The organism is Arcobacter vandammei, from assembly GCF_016106035.1.
GTDB classification, from domain to species: domain Bacteria; phylum Campylobacterota; class Campylobacteria; order Campylobacterales; family Arcobacteraceae; genus Aliarcobacter; species Aliarcobacter vandammei.
The window spans coordinates 41,054-58,106 of sequence record NZ_JADKPZ010000008.1 but is presented as its reverse complement, the minus strand read 5'-3'; the positions used below and the strand labels follow the sequence as shown (position 1 = coordinate 58,106).

The 17,053-nt window shown below is 27.1% G+C and carries 21 protein-coding genes; 16 read left to right on the top strand and 5 right to left on the bottom strand.

What is annotated here, in order from left to right:
* Window positions 1–64 precede the first annotated feature (64 nt).
* Entirely contained in the window at window positions 65–1,009 is a 945-nt protein-coding gene (locus IQC44_RS05805) for an endonuclease/exonuclease/phosphatase family protein (protein WP_198305405.1), read from the bottom strand.
* Between the two features lie 104 nt (window positions 1,010–1,113).
* Here IQC44_RS05805 and IQC44_RS05800 point away from each other — a divergent pair, with 104 nt between their 5' ends.
* The 5 genes from IQC44_RS05800 to IQC44_RS05780 are packed head-to-tail and all read left to right on the top strand — an operon-like array spanning window position 1,114 to window position 5,530.
* Window positions 1,114–1,590 (top strand): Spy/CpxP family protein refolding chaperone, encoded by a 477-nt coding sequence (locus tag IQC44_RS05800; RefSeq protein ID WP_198305404.1) that lies wholly within the window; start codon window positions 1,114–1,116, stop codon window positions 1,588–1,590.
* A 15-nt stretch (window positions 1,591–1,605) separates the two neighbouring features.
* The gene (locus IQC44_RS05795; protein ID WP_198305403.1) at window positions 1,606–2,283 is read left to right on the top strand and encodes a response regulator transcription factor; all 678 of its coding nucleotides are present in this window, start codon (window positions 1,606–1,608) and stop codon (window positions 2,281–2,283) included.
* Entirely contained in the window at window positions 2,280–3,506 is a 1,227-nt protein-coding gene (locus IQC44_RS05790) for an ArsS family sensor histidine kinase (protein WP_198305402.1), read from the top strand. The genes IQC44_RS05795 and IQC44_RS05790 overlap by 4 nt, the downstream gene beginning before the upstream one ends.
* Window positions 3,507–3,516: 10 nt before the next feature.
* Complete coding sequence (locus IQC44_RS05785) at window positions 3,517–4,647, top strand: BaiN/RdsA family NAD(P)/FAD-dependent oxidoreductase (RefSeq protein WP_257120170.1); 1,131 nt, start codon at window positions 3,517–3,519, stop codon at window positions 4,645–4,647.
* Window positions 4,648–4,705: 58 nt separating this feature from the next.
* Window positions 4,706–5,530, top strand: coding sequence for a TIGR00282 family metallophosphoesterase (locus tag IQC44_RS05780; RefSeq protein ID WP_198305400.1), 825 nt, complete (start codon window positions 4,706–4,708; stop codon window positions 5,528–5,530).
* A gap of 18 nt (window positions 5,531–5,548) precedes the next feature.
* On the opposite strand, the gene IQC44_RS05775 is transcribed toward IQC44_RS05780, so the two are convergent.
* From IQC44_RS05775 to IQC44_RS05765, 3 genes are all read right to left on the bottom strand, one after another.
* A complete protein-coding gene (locus IQC44_RS05775) occupies window positions 5,549–7,420 on the bottom strand; it encodes a glycoside hydrolase family 17 protein (RefSeq protein ID WP_198305399.1) in 1,872 nt (623 codons plus the stop codon).
* Between the two features lie 8 nt (window positions 7,421–7,428).
* Window positions 7,429–8,664, bottom strand: coding sequence for a glutamate-5-semialdehyde dehydrogenase (locus IQC44_RS05770; RefSeq protein WP_198305398.1), 1,236 nt, complete (start codon window positions 8,662–8,664; stop codon window positions 7,429–7,431).
* 65 nt (window positions 8,665–8,729) lie between these two features.
* On the bottom strand, window positions 8,730–8,963 hold the full coding sequence (locus IQC44_RS05765) for an XRE family transcriptional regulator (protein ID WP_198305397.1): 234 nt from the start codon (window positions 8,961–8,963) through the stop codon (window positions 8,730–8,732).
* Window positions 8,964–9,242: 279 nt separating this feature from the next.
* Between IQC44_RS05765 and IQC44_RS05760 the strand changes: the two genes are divergently transcribed.
* Window positions 9,243–9,557 carry a hypothetical protein gene (locus IQC44_RS05760; RefSeq protein WP_198305396.1) on the top strand — a complete coding sequence of 105 codons (315 nt, stop codon included), beginning with the start codon at window positions 9,243–9,245 and terminating at the stop codon, window positions 9,555–9,557.
* 8 nt (window positions 9,558–9,565) lie between these two features.
* Entirely contained in the window at window positions 9,566–9,958 is a 393-nt protein-coding gene (locus tag IQC44_RS05755; RefSeq protein ID WP_198305395.1) for a hypothetical protein, read from the top strand.
* Window positions 9,959–9,981: 23 nt separating this feature from the next.
* Here the strand turns inward: IQC44_RS05755 and IQC44_RS11760 are convergent, their stop codons facing one another.
* A complete protein-coding gene (locus IQC44_RS11760; RefSeq protein ID WP_198305394.1) occupies window positions 9,982–10,875 on the bottom strand; it encodes an AEC family transporter in 894 nt (297 codons plus the stop codon).
* Between the two features lie 120 nt (window positions 10,876–10,995).
* On the opposite strand from IQC44_RS11760, the gene IQC44_RS05745 reads away from it, so the two are divergent.
* The 9 genes from IQC44_RS05745 to atpA all read left to right on the top strand — a co-directional run bounded on the left by IQC44_RS05745 (window position 10,996) and on the right by atpA (window position 17,047).
* Window positions 10,996–11,247 carry a hypothetical protein gene (locus tag IQC44_RS05745; protein WP_198305393.1) on the top strand — a complete coding sequence of 84 codons (252 nt, stop codon included), beginning with the start codon at window positions 10,996–10,998 and terminating at the stop codon, window positions 11,245–11,247.
* A complete protein-coding gene (locus IQC44_RS05740) occupies window positions 11,234–11,518 on the top strand; it encodes a type II toxin-antitoxin system RelE/ParE family toxin (protein WP_198305392.1) in 285 nt (94 codons plus the stop codon). Before IQC44_RS05745 ends, IQC44_RS05740 begins: the two co-directional genes overlap by 14 nt.
* Window positions 11,519–11,623: 105 nt before the next feature.
* Window positions 11,624–12,259: a biotin--[acetyl-CoA-carboxylase] ligase gene (locus tag IQC44_RS05735; protein ID WP_198305391.1), complete on the top strand. Its 636-nt coding sequence runs from the start codon at window positions 11,624–11,626 to the stop codon at window positions 12,257–12,259.
* Window positions 12,256–13,032, top strand: coding sequence for a ParA family protein (locus IQC44_RS05730; RefSeq protein ID WP_198305390.1), 777 nt, complete (start codon window positions 12,256–12,258; stop codon window positions 13,030–13,032). The genes IQC44_RS05735 and IQC44_RS05730 overlap by 4 nt, the downstream gene beginning before the upstream one ends.
* Before the next feature lie 20 nt (window positions 13,033–13,052).
* Window positions 13,053–13,907: a ParB/RepB/Spo0J family partition protein gene (locus IQC44_RS05725; protein WP_198305389.1), complete on the top strand. Its 855-nt coding sequence runs from the start codon at window positions 13,053–13,055 to the stop codon at window positions 13,905–13,907.
* Window positions 13,908–14,023: 116 nt separating this feature from the next.
* On the top strand, window positions 14,024–14,446 hold the full coding sequence (locus tag IQC44_RS05720; RefSeq protein ID WP_198305388.1) for a F0F1 ATP synthase subunit B family protein: 423 nt from the start codon (window positions 14,024–14,026) through the stop codon (window positions 14,444–14,446).
* Window positions 14,447–14,461: 15 nt separating this feature from the next.
* Complete coding sequence (locus tag IQC44_RS05715) at window positions 14,462–14,977, top strand: F0F1 ATP synthase subunit B (RefSeq protein ID WP_198305387.1); 516 nt, start codon at window positions 14,462–14,464, stop codon at window positions 14,975–14,977.
* Window positions 14,977–15,507: a F0F1 ATP synthase subunit delta gene (locus tag IQC44_RS05710; protein ID WP_198305386.1), complete on the top strand. Its 531-nt coding sequence runs from the start codon at window positions 14,977–14,979 to the stop codon at window positions 15,505–15,507. Before IQC44_RS05715 ends, IQC44_RS05710 begins: the two co-directional genes overlap by 1 nt.
* A 22-nt stretch (window positions 15,508–15,529) precedes the next feature.
* Window positions 15,530–17,047 (top strand): F0F1 ATP synthase subunit alpha, encoded by a 1,518-nt coding sequence (atpA, locus tag IQC44_RS05705; protein WP_198305385.1) that lies wholly within the window; start codon window positions 15,530–15,532, stop codon window positions 17,045–17,047.
* The last annotated feature ends 6 nt before the right edge of the window (window positions 17,048–17,053 follow it).

Genomic DNA, 17,053 nt, shown 5'->3' with positions numbered 1-17,053 from the left:
GCATTACAAGTATAAATCTAAAAGCAACTTCAACATTTACTCAAAATAGTTTTATAAAATTTATTTAAAAAATTAGTTCACAAACAACTTGTGCATGGTCACTTTGCTTTAGGCTTCCATTTTGATTTTTTTGTAAATGCTCATCAAAAACTGTATGCTTTATCACAGAATTTTTTAGCTCTTTTGATACAAAGATAAAATCAAGAGTATTTCCTTTTCCTATAAAATAGCTTGTAGGAGTTCTTACAAAGCCTTTAAATTCAGGGTGTGGGTTATAAATATTTTTTGGAGCGAAATCATAACTATCAAAAAGAATAAAATCATCTTTTTTTAGCTCTTTTATATAAAATCTTCTGTTTGTCAAAGCTTCAACTGTTACTGAAAACTCTCTATCATTTAAATCACAAACCAAAATAGCTGGAATTTTTGAAGCTTTTATATCAAAATGTAGAGTTTTTGCTTCATTTATTCTTTGTTTTAATGAAAGAGAATAGTTGTTTTTCAAAGCAGTATCAAGTTTTGCTTTTTTCTCTTCAAGAGTTGAATCTTTTGTAAATCTATACTCAAACTCATTTAATCTATTTGATTTTAAATGAGCTACATAAAAGGCTATTTCTAAACTATCATTTAAAGAGATAATAGCTTTTATAGGCTCTCTAGCAAAAATAAAATTATCTTTTCTTGATACTTTTTCTATAGATTTTATAGGAAATTTACTAGCCAAGGCAACAGTTGTAGTTTTAAAAGTTTGAGTTTTTTCTTCTATTATTGGTTTATCAACAACTACAAAATCTTTAAATCCACATTCATAAACCAAATATTTTAACTCATCTTGAGAAAAAACCTCTTGAAAACCTATAATATCGCAATTCATTTTTAATAATTGCTCTTTTATCCAAAGCTTTTTATCTTCCCAATCTTTTTGGTTAAACTTCTCTTTTTTTGTATAAAATGAGAAATTCCAAGAACAAAACTGGAAGAGGTTAAATGTTGCTACTTTTATTTTCATTTGCGAATATTAGCTAAATAGCATTAAGAATTTGTTAAGATTAAATTAAAAGAGTGTTAAAATCTACTTGTAATAATTTCATATATCAAAAAAAAGGATAGAAGATGAAAAAAATTATTTCAAGTTTAGCATTTGCTTCAATTTTAGTAAGTGGATTGTATGCACAAGAAGGTAAAAGCTGTGATATTAAAAAAGATAGACAACATTGCGATATAAATAAAAAAGATGGAAATAAACACTCTAAACAAGATAATAAAAGAGGTTCTCATTTTGGTGGTGGATATTTAAGAATGTTTAATGAACTAAATTTAAGTGCAGAACAAAAAACAAAAATCAATGATATTATAAAAGAGAGTAGAAAACAAGAGCTATATTTTGGTGATGCTTTCTCTAAAGATAGCTTTGATAAAGCAAAATTTATAAAAATGATGAAAGATAAAAGAGAAAAAAGAGAAGAGATTCAAGCAGATATTTTGGATAAAACATATAAAGTGTTAGATTCAAAACAAAAAGAGCAATTTAAAGTTTTACTTGATTTAAAAAAAGAGAAGATAAAACAAAGCTTTGAAGATAAAAAATAATAAGAGGAATATACTTTGATAAAAATTGCAATGATAGAAGATGATTTAGAACTAGCAGAGGTTTTAGCACAATATTTAAGACAGTTTAATATTGAAGTAGTAAACTTTGAAGAGCCTTTTTTGGCTCTTTCAAGTATCAAATTACAAAAATTTGATTTGATAATTTTGGATTTGACTTTACCTGGAATGGATGGATTAGATGTTTGCAAAGAGCTTATAAAATATGATATACCTATTATAATATCAAGTGCAAGAAGTGATATTACAGATAAGGTAACGGCCCTAAAACTAGGAGCTGATGACTATTTACCAAAGCCTTATGACCCAAGGGAATTGGAAGTAAGAATAAGAACAATTTTGCGAAGATTTAATAAATCTATACAAACAGATGAGCTAGAACAAAAAAAGAGTTTTGTTTTGGACTCAGATAAAAAAGAGATAAAAAAAGATGGAGTTTATCTCAAACTTACAGCTGCTGAATTTGAGATTTTAAGCCTTTTTATAAAAAGAGAGGGCTTTATTGTAAGCAGAGAAGATATTTTTGAGAATTCTGATATTTTAAATAGTGATTATGAAAATTCTGGTTCACTAGCTGTTATTATAAATAGAATAAGACATAAAATTGAAGATAATCCAAGAGAACCAAAACATCTGCAAACAATAAGAGGAATGGGATATAAATTTATACAATGAATAAAGACTCTATAATATTTTCAAGCACTTTAAACTATTTAATAACAATTTCTTTACTTATAGTTTCTTTTATTTTTCTACTCACTTATGAAAATTTTATAAAAGAAGAACAAATTTCTGACAAATATAAACCACTTACTAAAATAGTATTTAAACAAAGAGGTGAACTAAACTTTGAGTTTTTGGCTATTTTAAAAGAGATGAATTATGAGTTAATTCCTAAAGAAAATATTGAAGAAATTTTGGAAACTAGAGATAAAAAACTACTTTTTGCAAGAGGAAAAGCAAGAGATGGTTTTAAAATATTTGCGATTAAAGATAAAAACTATATTTTATTTGAGCAAGGAAGAGAAATATTACTGATAAAAGATAATGAAAGCCCGAATTTTTCAAGTTTTCTCTATATTTTTCTTGTATTTATTTTACTTTTTATTGCAATTACTTTGCTATACATAAAGACTTTAAAAAAGCTTCTTCCACTAAAGGAGATAAAAGAGAATGTAAGTTTACTTGGAAGTGAGAATTTCGATTTTGAGCTTAAAAATAGTGAAAAAAAAGATGAAATCACACTTTTAGCAAATGAGTTTAAAAATACAGCTTTAAAGTTGAAAAATATAAAAGAGTCAAGAAATATTTTTATACGAAATATTATGCATGAGTTAAAAACTCCAATTACAAAGGGAAAATTCCTTTTACAACTTGAAAATAGTGAAGAGAATATAGAAAAATTAAAGATGGTTTTTAACCGTTTGGAAAACTTAATAAATGAATTTGCTACTATTGAAGAGCTTATTTCTCAAAATAAAGAGTTGGAGAAAAAGAGCTATTTTTTGGAAGATTTACTTGATGAAGCAAAAGATATTTTAATGCTAGATGAAGAGTTTGTAGAAAACTCATACTCTAATATTAGGCTTTTTGTAAATTTTAAACTTTTTTCAATAGCTATAAAAAATTTAATAGATAATGCAATAAAGTATTCAGACAATAAAAAAGTAGAGATTAAAACTATAAATGATGATATTTTATTTATAAATAGTGGTAAAAAACTTGAAGGAAATTTTGAAAAATATCTTGAGCCTTTTTATGGTAAATCTTCAAATGAGTCTTTTGGTTTGGGGCTTTATATAGTTTTTAATATTTTAAAGGCAAATGGATATAATTTGCTTTATAAATATGAAGATAGTAAAAATATATTTACTATAAAAAGGATAGAAAATCTTTGATATAGCGATAATTGGAGCAGGTGCAAGTGGATTGATGTTTGCTTCAAATTTAGATAGAAAAAAGTATAAAAATGTTTGTTTAATAGAATCAAATAGCAAAATAGGTCAAAAAATCAAAGTCTCTGGTGGAGCAAAATGCAATATTACAAATGAGCTTGTAAGTTCAAAAAACTATCTTGGAGATAGAGATTTTGCAAAAAATATTTTAGAAAATTACTCAAAAGATGATTTACTAAAGTTTTTAAATAAAAATAGAGTTTTTCCAAAAATAGAGCCAAAAATCGTAAAAGGAACATATTTTTGCAACTCTAGTCAAGATGTAATAGATATGTTTTCACTTCTTACAACTCACATAAAAAAGTTTATGGAAACTAAGGTTTTGGATATTTCACACAAAGAATTTTTTACAATTCATACAAACAAAGGGCAAATAGAAGCAAAAAAAGTTGTTCTTGCTAGTGGTGGATTATCTTTTGCTACTTTGGGAGCTTCAAGTATCGCTTTTGATGTGGCAAAGAAATTTGGACATACTATAAACAGTCTAAATCCTGCACTTGTGGGTTTTACAGTTCAAAAAGAGCAGTTTTGGTTTAAAGAGCTTTCAGGACTTTCAATTTTTGTAAATATTTTTGTAGAAGATAAAAAAGTAGAAGGAAATTTACTTTTTGCACACAAAGGTTTTAGTGGACCAGCTGTTTTAACAACATCTTTATATTGGAAAAAAGGAAAAATAAAGATAGATTTTTTACCAAACAAAAATTTAGAAAAGCTTTTAGTTGGAAATAAAAATATTAGTACAGCTTTGCCTTTTCCAAAAAGATTTATTCAAGAGTTTTTAAAATCTATTGATTTAGAAGATAAATCTTGTTCAAAATTAACTTTAGATGAGATAGAAAAATTAAAGCTTTTAAAAAATTATGAACTTAGTCCAGCAGGAAATTTTGGATATACAAAAGCAGAAGTTACAAAAGGTGGAATAGAAACAAATGAGATAAATCATAAAACTTTTGAGAGCTTAAGACAAAAAGATTTATATTTTATTGGAGAGTGTTTGGATTTAACAGGAGAACTAGGAGGCTTTAACTTTCAAATAGTTTTTAGTGAAGCTTTTTTATGTGCTTCAAATCTAAATAGAGCTTAAATTTAAAAAATTTTAGTTTAATTCATTATAATAAGAAAAAATTTTAAAAAGAAGTTAGATGAGAATAGCATTTATAGGTGATATAGTAGGTCGTCCTGGAAGAAAAATAATAAAAGATAGTTTAAAAACTTTAAAAAATGAGTTTAATATTGATTTTGTAATAGCAAATGGAGAAAATGCAAGTCACGGTTTTGGGCTTACAGTTGAGAGTGCAAAAGAGCTATTTTCAAGTGGAATTGATTTAATAACTGGTGGAAATCATAGCTTTGATAAGAAAAAAGATGTTCAAGTTCTTCTTCAAGGTGGAAATGTTTTAAGACCGCATAATTATCCAGAAGGAGTTATTGGAACTGGGCTTAAAATTTGTGATGTTAAAGTTGGAGAAAATATTGAGAAATTGGCAGTTTTAAACCTAATGGGACAATACTCAATGCCAATAGTTGATAATCCTTTTAATCTTGCAACAAAAGTTATAAATGAACTTCAAGAACAAAATATAAAAAACATTTTTATAGATTTTCACGGTGAAGCAACAAGTGAAAAAAGAGTTATGCTTATTATGTTTAAGGGAAAAGTTAGTGGAATTTGCGGAACTCATACTCATGTAGGAACAGATGATTTACAAATTTTTGAAAATACAGCATATTTAAGTGATATTGGATTAACAGGATGTTGTGATAATGTAATAGGAATGGAAGCTTATGCTCCAATTCAAAGAGCAACAACTGGTTTGGGAAGTCATTTTGAAGTTCCAAACTCTTGCAAATCAATTCTTCAAATGATGGTTATAGATATAGAAGATGGAATTGCAACAAATAGCTTTAAAATAAAGAAATTTTGTAATAAAAGTGATTTAATAATTACTGAAGCTTTTACTTTATAAAAAGGAAAAAATTCCTTTTTATTTTTTGTATATTAGCTTTGAAATCGAGTAAAGAACAAAGATAAATGATATTGCTCCTAAGAAAGTATTATTTAAAATTGTTGCAAACAGTGCTATAAATAGAGCTAATATTGTGAACTTTTTGTTATTTAAAATCAGATTTAAAATTCCAAAAATCAAAGCAATAACACCTAAATATCCAAAATAGATATAAGTCCACATAGAACTTCTTAAAGCACAAATAAATCCACTTGAATCATTGTTACAAGCTGTTGCTAATTCGTTGTTTGTAATAAATCCACTTTTAAAGAGTGATATTAAAATAGCAAAAACTATTCCATAAAAAATCCACTCTTTAGCTTTTAAAATAGACTCTTTTGAACTAAGTAATATTAAAGCAAATACTAAAGTAATAATAAACCAAATATTTGAGAAAATATTTAAAATAGTCTCATTGTATACTGTAATTACAGCATTTACTAATAAACTTGCACCTAAAAGTTTTTCAAATAGATTAAAGTGTAACTCCTTAAATCTTCCAATTAAAGTATAAATAAATGAGATAGCTAAAAGGATAAAACCGTAAATCTCAAAGTTTTCATATCTTCCATTGTAGGCTAAATTTGTTGAGATAATAAATATTAAAATAGCTGCTAGATAAAAAGGAATTCTAGGAATAATATTATCTTTATTTGTTTGTAAAATCTTAATTAATACAAAATTATACATATATAAACAAAGAGCTATAACAACAAAAGCCCAAGAAATCTCAAGATAATTTCTTGAAATTACATAATATTGCTCAATTTGTAGAGTTAAAAGTGCTGCAAAAATAGTGTTTACAATAGAAAAAATAACCACTCTAGTTTTTGATAATTTTTTCTTTCTAAGCATTGTAGAAAATGCTAAAAGCAATCCCAAAGAAACAAGTGCTAAATATAGATAATTTGGAAAGTTTGAAACATCTCCTGCAAATACATTTTTATCATTTCTATCTGCATCAAAAAGTCCCCAATATCCACCAACAGCACCTTCACTAACTCTTTTCCAAGGTTGATCAAAGGCTTCAATTATATTGTAATTCCAATTTCTTTCATCTGCAAGTTTTACAAAATCTCTTACATATTTAGCTTGATTAATTCTGCTAGGATTTGCATCTTCTCTTGCTCTTCCTTCGCTAGGCCATCCTGTTTCCCCAATTAAAATATCAGAAGTTTCAAGCTCTTTTTCAACTTTTATTCTAACATCAGCTAAATGATTTATTGATTTTTCTATGCTCATTGGTAAATCTTCCCAATAAGGTAAAATATGAATTGTTACAAAATCTGTAACATTTTTCATATTTGGATGTTTAAGCCAAAACTCCCAAACATCTGCATAAGTTACTTTTATATTTGGTAAAGCTTGTTTTACTTCAAGGATATATTCGCTTAGTTTTTTCTCACTTAAATCCCCTCTTAAAAGAACTTCATTTCCAACAATAATAGCTCTTACAACTTCTGGATATTGAGTTGCTAGTTTTTTTAGAGTTTCAATTTCATCATAAGATTGTTTTTCATCTTTACTAACCCAAACTCCCATTAACATTTGAAGGTTAAACTCTTTCGCATATTTAGGAATTGCTTCAAGTCCAACTGTTGAGTAAGTTCTAATACAAGAAGTATATTTTGAAAGAAGTTCTAAATCTTTTTTGATATTCTCCTCTTTTAAAACCAAACCTTTATCAAACAAAAAAGGAGATTCATCTTTTCCAAATGGTGCATAAGATACACATTGTAATTTTGAGAAATTATTTGAATCATCTTTTAAAATAGCTTTTTCCCCAAGAAAAAGCCAAAAAAACATAATAGCCAAAGAGCTAAGAAATGTTAAAAAAAGTCTAGTTGTCATATATTTTCCTATTTTCTAATTTGACCTGAGCCATAAATTTTGTACTTAAATGTTGTTAAATCATTTATTCCCATAGGTCCTCTTGAATGAAGTTTATTTGTAGAAATTCCAACTTCCGCTCCAAGCCCAAATTCTCCACCATCAGTAAATCTTGTACTTGCATTTGCATAAACACAAGCTGCATCAACTTCATTTAAAAATTTATTAATAGCAGTGTAATTTTCACTTAAAATTGCTTCAGAGTGTCCTGAACCGTGATTTTGTATATGAATTATAGCTTCATCAATATTTTTAACAATTTTAATATTTAAAATATTATCTAAATACTCTGTATCAAAATCCTCTTCATTTGCTGGAATTGCTTTTATATATTTTAAAGTTTCGCCACAAGCTTTTATTGTTGTATTTTGCTCTTTCAGTGCTTCATCAAGTCCATTTAAAAGATGAGGAGCTATTTTTTCGTGAATTAATAGAGTCTCCAGTGAGTTACAAGCACTTGGTCTTTGGCATTTTGCATTTATTACAATACTAGCAACTTTTCCAATAGCTGCATCTTGATCAACATAAGTGTGACAAACACCTTTATCGTGTTTAATTACAGGAATAGCAGAGTTTTCACTAATAAATCTAATAAGTGCTTCTCCCCCTCTTGGAACTATTAAATCTACAAACTTATCCTCTTTTATTAGTTTTGCAACACCTTCACGGCTACTATCTGGTAATAGTGAAATTACCTCTTTTGGAAGATTGTTTTTTTCTAATACAGTTTGTAAGATTTTTGCTATTGCTTGATTTGAATTTTCAGCCTCTTTTCCACCTTTTAGTACACAAACATTTCCACTTTTAAAGCAAAGTGCTGCTGTATCACTTGTAACATTTGGACGACTTTCGTAAATAATTCCAATAACTCCAATAGGAATAGATACTTTTTGAATATTTAGATTGTCTTTTGTCATCCAACCATCAAGAACTCTTCCCACAGGCTCTGTTTGAGAAGCAATTTGTTTTATAGCATTTGCCATATCTTGAACTCTTTTTTCATTTAAAAAAAGTCTATCTTGCATAGCAGAACTTAAATTCATCTCTTTTGCTACTTGCATATCAAGAATATTTTTTTCTAAAATAAAAGATGTAGAGTTTATAAGTTCATCTGCCATTTGAATTAGAATATCATTTTTTATTGCTGTTCCCAAAGTTGCGATAATTCGGCTACTTTGTTTAGCTTTTTGTAAAAAATCACGCATAAATTTTCCTATAATAATTTTTAATAATATACAAAAAAAAGCCTTTGTTACGGCTTTTATACAATTTATTTTATATTTAATTCTTCACAAATATTACTATTTTTTAAAAATAATTTTAAGTTATCGTATTCCATATTTAAAATATACAAATGTAACCAAGATTTAACCCAATATGGAACACCTCTATTATTATTCCCCCAAGTATTTACACTTTGATATTTCAATCCTAAAAGCTTTGAAAATGACGATTTTGTAAGCTTTGCTTTTTTTAAAAGGTTTTTAAATTCTTCTTTTTCCATCTTTTTCCTTAAAATATTCAAAAGTATATCATATATTTATAAAAAATATATAAATATATATTAAATTAAGCAAATAATTAGTTTAGTTAATATAAAATAAATTATTATAAAAAGGATTTACTATGAAAATAAAAGCTTTTTTGGAAAGTGGAAGATTTGTATTTTTAAAGGTTTTTTGCTTTGATGAGATACAAGAGTTAGCATCAAAATATAAAAGATGGGAATATCTTTCATAAATATTTATATGCTAAAATCTTTTAAAATTTCAAAGGTTACAAAATGGGAATAAAAGATATTTTAAAGGAGAAATCAAAAGAGCTTGTAAATATTGCAAGTGAAAGCACAACTAAACTCTTTGATTATCCAAAAATAAAAAGTCAGCAATTAAAAGATATGATAAATTTAAAAATCAGGGAAAAAGCAATTATTGCAACAAAAGCTAGATTGGTTGAAAATGGAAAAACAATAAATGATTTTAGTGATGAAGATTTAGAAATCATCATTGCAGATGAAGAGAGAAAAATAGTTGATGATTTAAAGACAAAATCACTGGTTGTTGCTCTTGCAGCTCTTGGAATAAACTTTTTTGTATAAGGTGAAAAATGTTTAAACAAGTTAAATCAGCTGTTTTTTGGTACTACTTATATAAATTTAGAAAAAGAGCAATTTTAATCTTTTTTCTTCTTTTGGTTGCTCTTTTTTCTGGGCTTATTTATGGTGATGTTGTTGAATATTTAAAACTTACACAAAATATTGATTATCTAAAATATGTACTTTTTGCAAAGTGGTTTATCATTCTTTTTAATATTTTATTCTCTATTTATTTAATTTTAACAATCTTTAAAAAAGATGAAGAAGGGAAAAAAACAAATATTAAAAAAGAAGATAAGAAAGAGCCAAAAACTTCAAAAGAGAGAGATTTTACACAAAGAGAAACAGAACTTCTACACAAAAAAAAGCTAAAAACAAAGGCTGATTTGTTACTAGAAAAATAGATATTTTAGCTTAAGATTTATTCTTAAGCTAAATATTGAACGAATAATGTAATTGTAAACAAACTTGCAATTACTCCTAAAACCAATGAGTTTATAGCTATTTTCTCATCCAATCCACCTTTTATTGCCAAAACTGCAGCCATAGTCATAGGTGGCATAGCAACTTCAATAATTGTTACTTTTACCCAAGTTTGATCTATTCCATAAAAATATTTGAAAGTAAAAAGTACAATAATAGGCACAACAATCATCTTTAAAACTACAGCGACACTTACTATATGTAGCCTTGCAAAAATATGTTTTAACTCCAATTTCATTCCAATCGCAATCATAGCAATAGGAACAAGAGTTGAACCTAGATTTTGGCTTGTATAGATTAAAAACTTTGGTATTTCAAAATTTTTTAGAAAAATTGTAAGAAAAAACATAATCATAGGTGGAAATAAAAATATGGATTTTGAAATAGAAGCTAAACTATTTTTCTTTCCACTTCCCCAAGTTATAATAAACATTCCAACAGAAACTAAAAGTAAAAATGAGCCAAAAATATCATAAATCAGACCATAAACTATAAAATCTTGTCCATAAAAAGCATCTATATATGAAAATCCTATAAAAGATGTATTTCCAAAAGTTGCCATAATCATAAAAGTTGCTAAATAGAGCCTATTTAATCTCAATAATTTACCAATTAAATATGATAAAAAAAGATTAAATAAGATAATTCCTATAAACATAAAAATTAGCCCAACAACTCTTGAATCTAAAGTTAAAGGATATATTTTTGAAAATACTATTGCTGGAAGTGAAAAATATATTATAAAATCAACTAACTGTTTTGAGTTATCTTGAAATATAATTTTGAATAAATATCCTAAAAGTAGATAAATTGCTATTGGTAAAACTGGATCTAGCACAAAAACTCCTTAATAAATGAAGCTTAGATTATAATTAATATAATCTAAGCTTTAGCTGTAAAATATTTTAATAAAAAATAAATATGATATAATCAAAGTTCAATTTTAAAAAGGATTTTTATGAAAACTATACAGCTAGAAATAGATGATAATAATTTTGAAACTTTTATGACTATTATTAAAAATCTAAAAAATGGAATGATAAAAAATGTTGAAGTAAAAGATAATAGTTTTGAAGAAAGAAAACTCTATTTTAAAGAGTGTTTAGAAGATATTGAAAACGGTAAAACAGAACTTCTAACACAAGATGAGTATCAAAATAGAATGAACAGTTTTAGAGAAGATTTAAAGCAAAAATATGCAAATAATTAGAGATACAAAATACCTAATAAAAATTCAAAGTATTGTAGAATATATAGCAAAAGATAGTATTTTTAGGGCTTTTGATTTTTTGGATAGCTTAGATGAACAAATAAATAATTTACCAAATATGCCTTTAAAGTGTAGAAAGTCTATCTATTTTGATGATGAAAATATAAGAGATTTAATATTTAAAGGTTATGTAATTCCATATAAAATTGATATAGATAAAAAGCAAATTACTATCATTGGTATAAATAAATATAAAAAAAGCATGTTTTAAGTTTTAAAAATAATTTAACTAATTCTCGATATATGGTTTTTGAATGATACAAAGAATAAAATTTATGTAGTGTTTTAAATAATAAATTAAATAAAATAGGTAAAAATGAAAATTATAAGATTAAATGAAGTTGATTCAACTCAAACTTACCTGAAAAACTATATTGTAGAAAATGGTTACAAAAATCCTTTGTGTATTGTTACAGATTTTCAATCTGCTGGAATTGGTAGCCGTGGAAACTCTTGGACAGGGAAAAAAGGCAATCTTTTTTTCTCTTTTGTTTTAGATAAAAATTTACTTCCAAAAGATTTGCCACTTCAAAGTGCTAGTATCTATTTTACATATATTTTAAAATTAATTTTAAAAAAACAAGGTTCAAAAGTTTGGATAAAATGGCCAAATGATTTTTATATAGAAGATAGAAAAATAGGCGGTACAATCACTACTTTAAGTAAAGATTTATTATATTGTGGAATAGGGCTGAATTTACAAGAAATATCCGATGAATACGGTGCTTTAGATATAAAAATAGAACAAAATATTATACTTGATGATTATTTTAAAGAGATAGAAAAAACTATTTCATGGAAGCAGATTTTTAGTCTATTTAAGATAGAATTCCAAAATAGTAAGAAATACAAAACAACTGTGGATAATCAAAAAATATCATTAAAAAATGCAATATTAAATGATGATGGTTCAATACATATAGAAAATAAAAAGGTATTTAGTTTAAGATGACAGAAATTATTTCAATCGCAAATCAAAAAGGTGGAGTAGGTAAGACTACAACAGCCGTAAATCTTAGTGCTGCTCTTGCACTTGAAGGCAAAAAAGTACTTTTAATAGATGCCGACCCACAAGCAAATGCAACAACTTCTTTAGGTTTTCATAGAGATACTTATGAGTACAATATTTATCATGTGATGCTTGGAACAAAAGAGTTAAGTGAAATTATATTAGATTCTGAAATTGAAAATCTAAAAGTTGCACCTTCAAATATCGGTCTTGTAGGAATAGAAAAAGAGTTCTATAAAAATACAAAAGAGAGAGAACTAGTATTAAAAAGAAAAATTGATACAGTAAAAGCTGATTATGATTATGTAATTATAGATTCACCTCCAGCATTAGGACCAATTACAATAAATACTTTAAGTGCATCAACTTCAGTTTTAATTCCAATTCAATGTGAATTTTTTGCACTTGAAGGTTTAGCACAACTTTTAAATACTATAAAGTTAGTAAAACAAACAATAAACCAAAATCTTCAAATAAGAGGATTTTTACCAACTATGTATAGTTCTCAAAATAACTTATCAAAACAAGTTTTTGCAGATTTAGCTCAACATTTTGAAAATAAGTTATTTAAGGTTGATGATGAATCTTATGTTGTAATTCCAAGAAATATAAAACTAGCAGAGAGTCCTAGTTTTGGTAAACCAATTATGCTTTATGATACAAACTCTGTTGGAACAAAAGCTTATACAAATCTAGCAAGAGCAATTGCTGGATAACTTAAATATTAGGAAAAAATATGGCACTAGGAAGAGGATTAGGAGAACTTTTAGGTGAGGTTGAAACTGCTTATGAAAATTCAACTTCAGGGATTAATCAAGGAATTAGAAAAATTGATGTCTCTTTAATAAAAGCAAACCCAAATCAACCTAGAAAAATATTTGATGAAGAAAAACTTCAAGAGTTAAGTGAATCTATAAAAGAACATGGACTTTTACAACCAATAGTAGTAATTGAAAATGATGATGCAACATTTACACTAATTGCAGGAGAAAGAAGGTTAAGAGCTCATAAATTAGCAAATTTAGAGCAAATAAAGGCAATTGTTGTAAATGAAGATGAGTTAAAATTAAGAGAGTTGGCTCTTATAGAAAATATTCAAAGAGATGATTTAAATGTTATTGAATTGGCATTTTGTTATGCCCAACTTTTAAACGAACATAATATTACACATGAAGAATTGTCAAAAAAAGTCTTCAAAAGTAGAACATCTATTACAAATACTCTAAGACTTTTACAACTATCTCCTTATGTTCAACAATCAATAGCTAGTGAAAAAATTAGTGCAGGTCATGCAAAAGTTATGTTAGGACTTACAAATGATGAGCAAAAAATGGTTTGTGATACAATTATTGGTCAAAAATTATCAGTTAGAGAGACTGAAAAATTAATCAAAGATTTAAAAGATAAAGACCAAGTAAAAGATAAAAAGATAAAAAATTTTACAAAATATGATTTCAACTCTTTAAATAATTTAGTTTCAAAACTAAAAGATGATAAATTGAAAGTAAAATTAGAAAAAAACTATTTTAAAATCGAGTTTAATTCTCAAGAAGATATTGAAAAAATATCTAGCTACTTTAATCTACAATAAAATAAAAAAATCAAAAAATAAGAGTTAAATATTCCTATTTAATAAAAATTTATAGTTAATTTTGCTAAAATATTAGTGTTTTAGTTAAACTAAACTGTAAAAATATGGAGGAATGAATGTTAGACATAAGTCCTGTACTATTGCTTAGCTCTGGTATCATCTTTCTTTTAGTTGTTGCTAGACTAAACAGTTGTCTATTCAAGCCTATATTGAAGCATATGGATGAAAGATCAGCATCTATCAAAAAAGATATGGAAGATGCGAAATCAAATAGTTCTGATGTTGATGGGCTTTTAGCTGAAGCAAATGATATTATTGCTAAAGCTAAAAAAGAGGCTGCTGTTATTAGAGAACAAGCCTACAAAGAAGCGAAAGATAGTGCTGATGTTAAACTTGCAAGTGCTAAATTAAATTTAGAAGCAAAATCTGCTGAATTTGCTAAAAACTTACAAGAAGAGACTAAAGCTCTTAGAGACTCTTTATTATCATCAATGCCTCAATTTAATGAGAGCTTAAAAAATAAGCTTAGCTCAATTTAAGGGGAAATGGTGAATATGAAAAGAGTTTTATTACTAGGGTTGGCGATAGCCCCTGTTGCGATGTTTGCAAGCGAAGGTGCGGATACAAACTATGATATAGTTCAAAGAACCGTTAACTTTATAATATTTGCTGCGATTTTATGGTATTTACTTGCTGATAAAATTAAAGCATTTTTTGCTAGTAGAACTTTAGGAATTCAAGCTGAGCTTGATAAAGTTCAAGATACTTTAAAAGCTTCTCAAGACAAAGTTGCTGATGCACAAAAAAAGCTTGTAGATGCTAAAAAACTAGCTTCTGAAATTATTGATGGTGCGAAAGCAGATGTTGATTCTATTAAACAAAAAGTTTCAGCTGCAATAGATGCTGATATTGCAAACTTAAACAAAAACTTAGAAGAGTCAAATAAAGTTGAAGTTTCAAAAGCTAAAAAACAAGTTGTTGGTGAAGTTCTTAATACGCTATTAAGTTCTGAAAATATTAAACTTTCTCAAAATGAGTTAGTAAATATTATTCTTAAAAAGGTAGCATAATGAAAGATTTAGTAGCAAAACGATATGTAAAAGCTTTAATTGCTGGTAGAAGTAAAGATGAGATTACTCTTATTAGCAGTAATTTAAACCAAATAGCTTCAGCATTTTCTAGTGAAAAATTTAACTCTATTATTACATCTGCTGAAGTAAATAATAGTAAAAAAGTTGAATTAATTCTTTCATTAGCAAGTAATGTTGATAATACATTAAAAAACTTTATTAATCTTCTTGGTGAAAAAAGAAGATTTGAATTATTACCATTTGTTGCAAAAGATTTAACAAATGAAATTGCAAAAATGAATAATAATTATGTTGGAGTTGTATATACAAATGAAGCATTGTCTTCAGATTTTGTATCTTCAATTGAGCAACAATTTAGTAAAAAATTTGATGTTAAATTGTCATTATCACAAAATGTTGGCGATTATGATGGTATTAAAGTAGATATAGATGGACTAGGTGTTGAAATATCTTTTTCTAAAGATAGATTAAAATCTCAGTTAATCGATCATATTTTAAAAGCAGTTTAGAACTTATAAAGGAGAATATTGAATGGGTGCAAAAATTCAAGCAGATGAAATCAGTTCAATTATAAAAGAAAGAATTGATAACTTTGAATTAAATGTAGATGTAAACGAGACAGGTAAGATTGTATCTTATGCTGATGGTATTGCTCAAGTTTATGGTCTTAAAAATGTTATGGCTGGTGAACTTGTAGAGTTTGAAAATGGTGAAAAAGGTTTAGCTTCTAACTTAGAAGAGTCTTCTGTTGGTATCGTTGTTCTTGGAAAAGGTGATGGTCTTAGAGAAGGTACTTCTTGTAAAAGATTAGGTAAACTTCTTGAAGTTCCAGTTGGTGAAGCTTTAGTTGGAAGAGTTGTTAATGCTCTTGGTGAACCAATTGATGGTAAAGGTGCAATTAATTCAACTGAAACAAGATATGTTGAAGAGAAAGCTCCTGGAATTATGTCAAGAAAATCTGTTCATGAGCCATTACAAACTGGTATTAAAGCTATTGATGCATTAGTTCCAATTGGAAGAGGGCAAAGAGAGCTTATTATTGGTGATAGACAAACTGGTAAAACAACTGTTGCTATTGATACAATTCTTAACCAAAAAGGTGAAAATGTTATTTGTATTTATGTTGCAATTGGACAAAAATCATCTTCTGTTGCTTCAGTTGTAAGAACACTTCAAGAAGCTGGAGCTATGGATTATACAATTGTTGTAAATGCAAGTGCTGCTGATTCTTCGACTTTACAATTCCTTGCACCATATACAGGTGTTACTATGGGTGAGTACTTTAGAGATAATGGAAAACATGCACTGATTATTTATGATGATTTATCTAAACATGCTGTTGCATATAGAGAGATGTCATTAATTTTAAGAAGACCTCCAGGAAGAGAAGCATACCCAGGGGATGTATTCTACCTACACTCAAGATTACTTGAGAGAGCTGCTAAAATGAGTGATGAAAAAGGTGCTGGTTCTATGACTGCGTTACCAATTATCGAAACTCAAGCAGGAGATGTTGCTGCATATATTCCAACAAACGTAATTTCTATTACAGATGGACAAATATTCTTAGAAACAAACCTATTTAACTCAGGTATTAGACCTGCAATTAATGTTGGTTTATCAGTTTCAAGAGTTGGTGGAGCTGCACAAATTAAAGCTACAAAACAAGTTGCTGGAACATTAAAACTTTCACTTGCTCAATATAGAGAGCTTGAGGCATTTGCACAATTTGCTTCAGATCTTGATGAGGCAACAAGAAGAGAGTTAGAGCTTGGGCAAAGAATGGTTGAAGTTTTAAAACAAGGTGTTAATAAACCTCTAGTTATTGAAAAACAAGTTGTAATTATTTATGCTGGTACTAAAGGGTACTTAAATGATATTGCAGTTAAAGATGTTGTAAGATTTGAAAATGAATTACATGCATTTATTGAGCAAAAATATTCAAATATTTTAGATGCAATTAAATCAAGTCAAAAAATTGATGACAATACAGAAGCTTCACTAAAAGCTGCATTAGAAGAGTTTAAAACTGTATTTAATGCAAAATAAGGATTA

What these genes read in the sequence shown, in the direction of transcription:
- IQC44_RS05740 (WP_198305392.1), top strand. Translation starts at nt 11,234, where the DNA reads ATGCAAATAATTAGAGATACAAAATACCTAATAAAAATTCAAAGTATT.
- IQC44_RS05760 (WP_198305396.1), top strand. Translation starts at nt 9,243, where the DNA reads ATGGGAATAAAAGATATTTTAAAGGAGAAATCAAAAGAGCTTGTAAAT.
- IQC44_RS05715 (WP_198305387.1), top strand. Translation starts at nt 14,462, where the DNA reads ATGAAAAGAGTTTTATTACTAGGGTTGGCGATAGCCCCTGTTGCGATG.
- IQC44_RS05755 (WP_198305395.1), top strand. Translation starts at nt 9,566, where the DNA reads ATGTTTAAACAAGTTAAATCAGCTGTTTTTTGGTACTACTTATATAAA.
- IQC44_RS05745 (WP_198305393.1), top strand. Translation starts at nt 10,996, where the DNA reads ATGAAAACTATACAGCTAGAAATAGATGATAATAATTTTGAAACTTTT.
- IQC44_RS05790 (WP_198305402.1), top strand. Translation starts at nt 2,280, where the DNA reads ATGAATAAAGACTCTATAATATTTTCAAGCACTTTAAACTATTTAATA.
- IQC44_RS05720 (WP_198305388.1), top strand. Translation starts at nt 14,024, where the DNA reads ATGTTAGACATAAGTCCTGTACTATTGCTTAGCTCTGGTATCATCTTT.
- IQC44_RS05765 (WP_198305397.1), bottom strand. Translation starts at nt 8,963, where the DNA reads ATGGAAAAAGAAGAATTTAAAAACCTTTTAAAAAAAGCAAAGCTTACA.
- IQC44_RS05780 (WP_198305400.1), top strand. Translation starts at nt 4,706, where the DNA reads ATGAGAATAGCATTTATAGGTGATATAGTAGGTCGTCCTGGAAGAAAA.
- IQC44_RS05775 (WP_198305399.1), bottom strand. Translation starts at nt 7,420, where the DNA reads ATGACAACTAGACTTTTTTTAACATTTCTTAGCTCTTTGGCTATTATG.
- IQC44_RS05710 (WP_198305386.1), top strand. Translation starts at nt 14,977, where the DNA reads ATGAAAGATTTAGTAGCAAAACGATATGTAAAAGCTTTAATTGCTGGT.
- IQC44_RS05800 (WP_198305404.1), top strand. Translation starts at nt 1,114, where the DNA reads ATGAAAAAAATTATTTCAAGTTTAGCATTTGCTTCAATTTTAGTAAGT.
- IQC44_RS05725 (WP_198305389.1), top strand. Translation starts at nt 13,053, where the DNA reads ATGGCACTAGGAAGAGGATTAGGAGAACTTTTAGGTGAGGTTGAAACT.
- IQC44_RS05770 (WP_198305398.1), bottom strand. Translation starts at nt 8,664, where the DNA reads ATGCGTGATTTTTTACAAAAAGCTAAACAAAGTAGCCGAATTATCGCA.
- atpA (WP_198305385.1), top strand. Translation starts at nt 15,530, where the DNA reads ATGGGTGCAAAAATTCAAGCAGATGAAATCAGTTCAATTATAAAAGAA.
- IQC44_RS05730 (WP_198305390.1), top strand. Translation starts at nt 12,256, where the DNA reads ATGACAGAAATTATTTCAATCGCAAATCAAAAAGGTGGAGTAGGTAAG.
- IQC44_RS05805 (WP_198305405.1), bottom strand. Translation starts at nt 1,009, where the DNA reads ATGAAAATAAAAGTAGCAACATTTAACCTCTTCCAGTTTTGTTCTTGG.
- IQC44_RS05735 (WP_198305391.1), top strand. Translation starts at nt 11,624, where the DNA reads ATGAAAATTATAAGATTAAATGAAGTTGATTCAACTCAAACTTACCTG.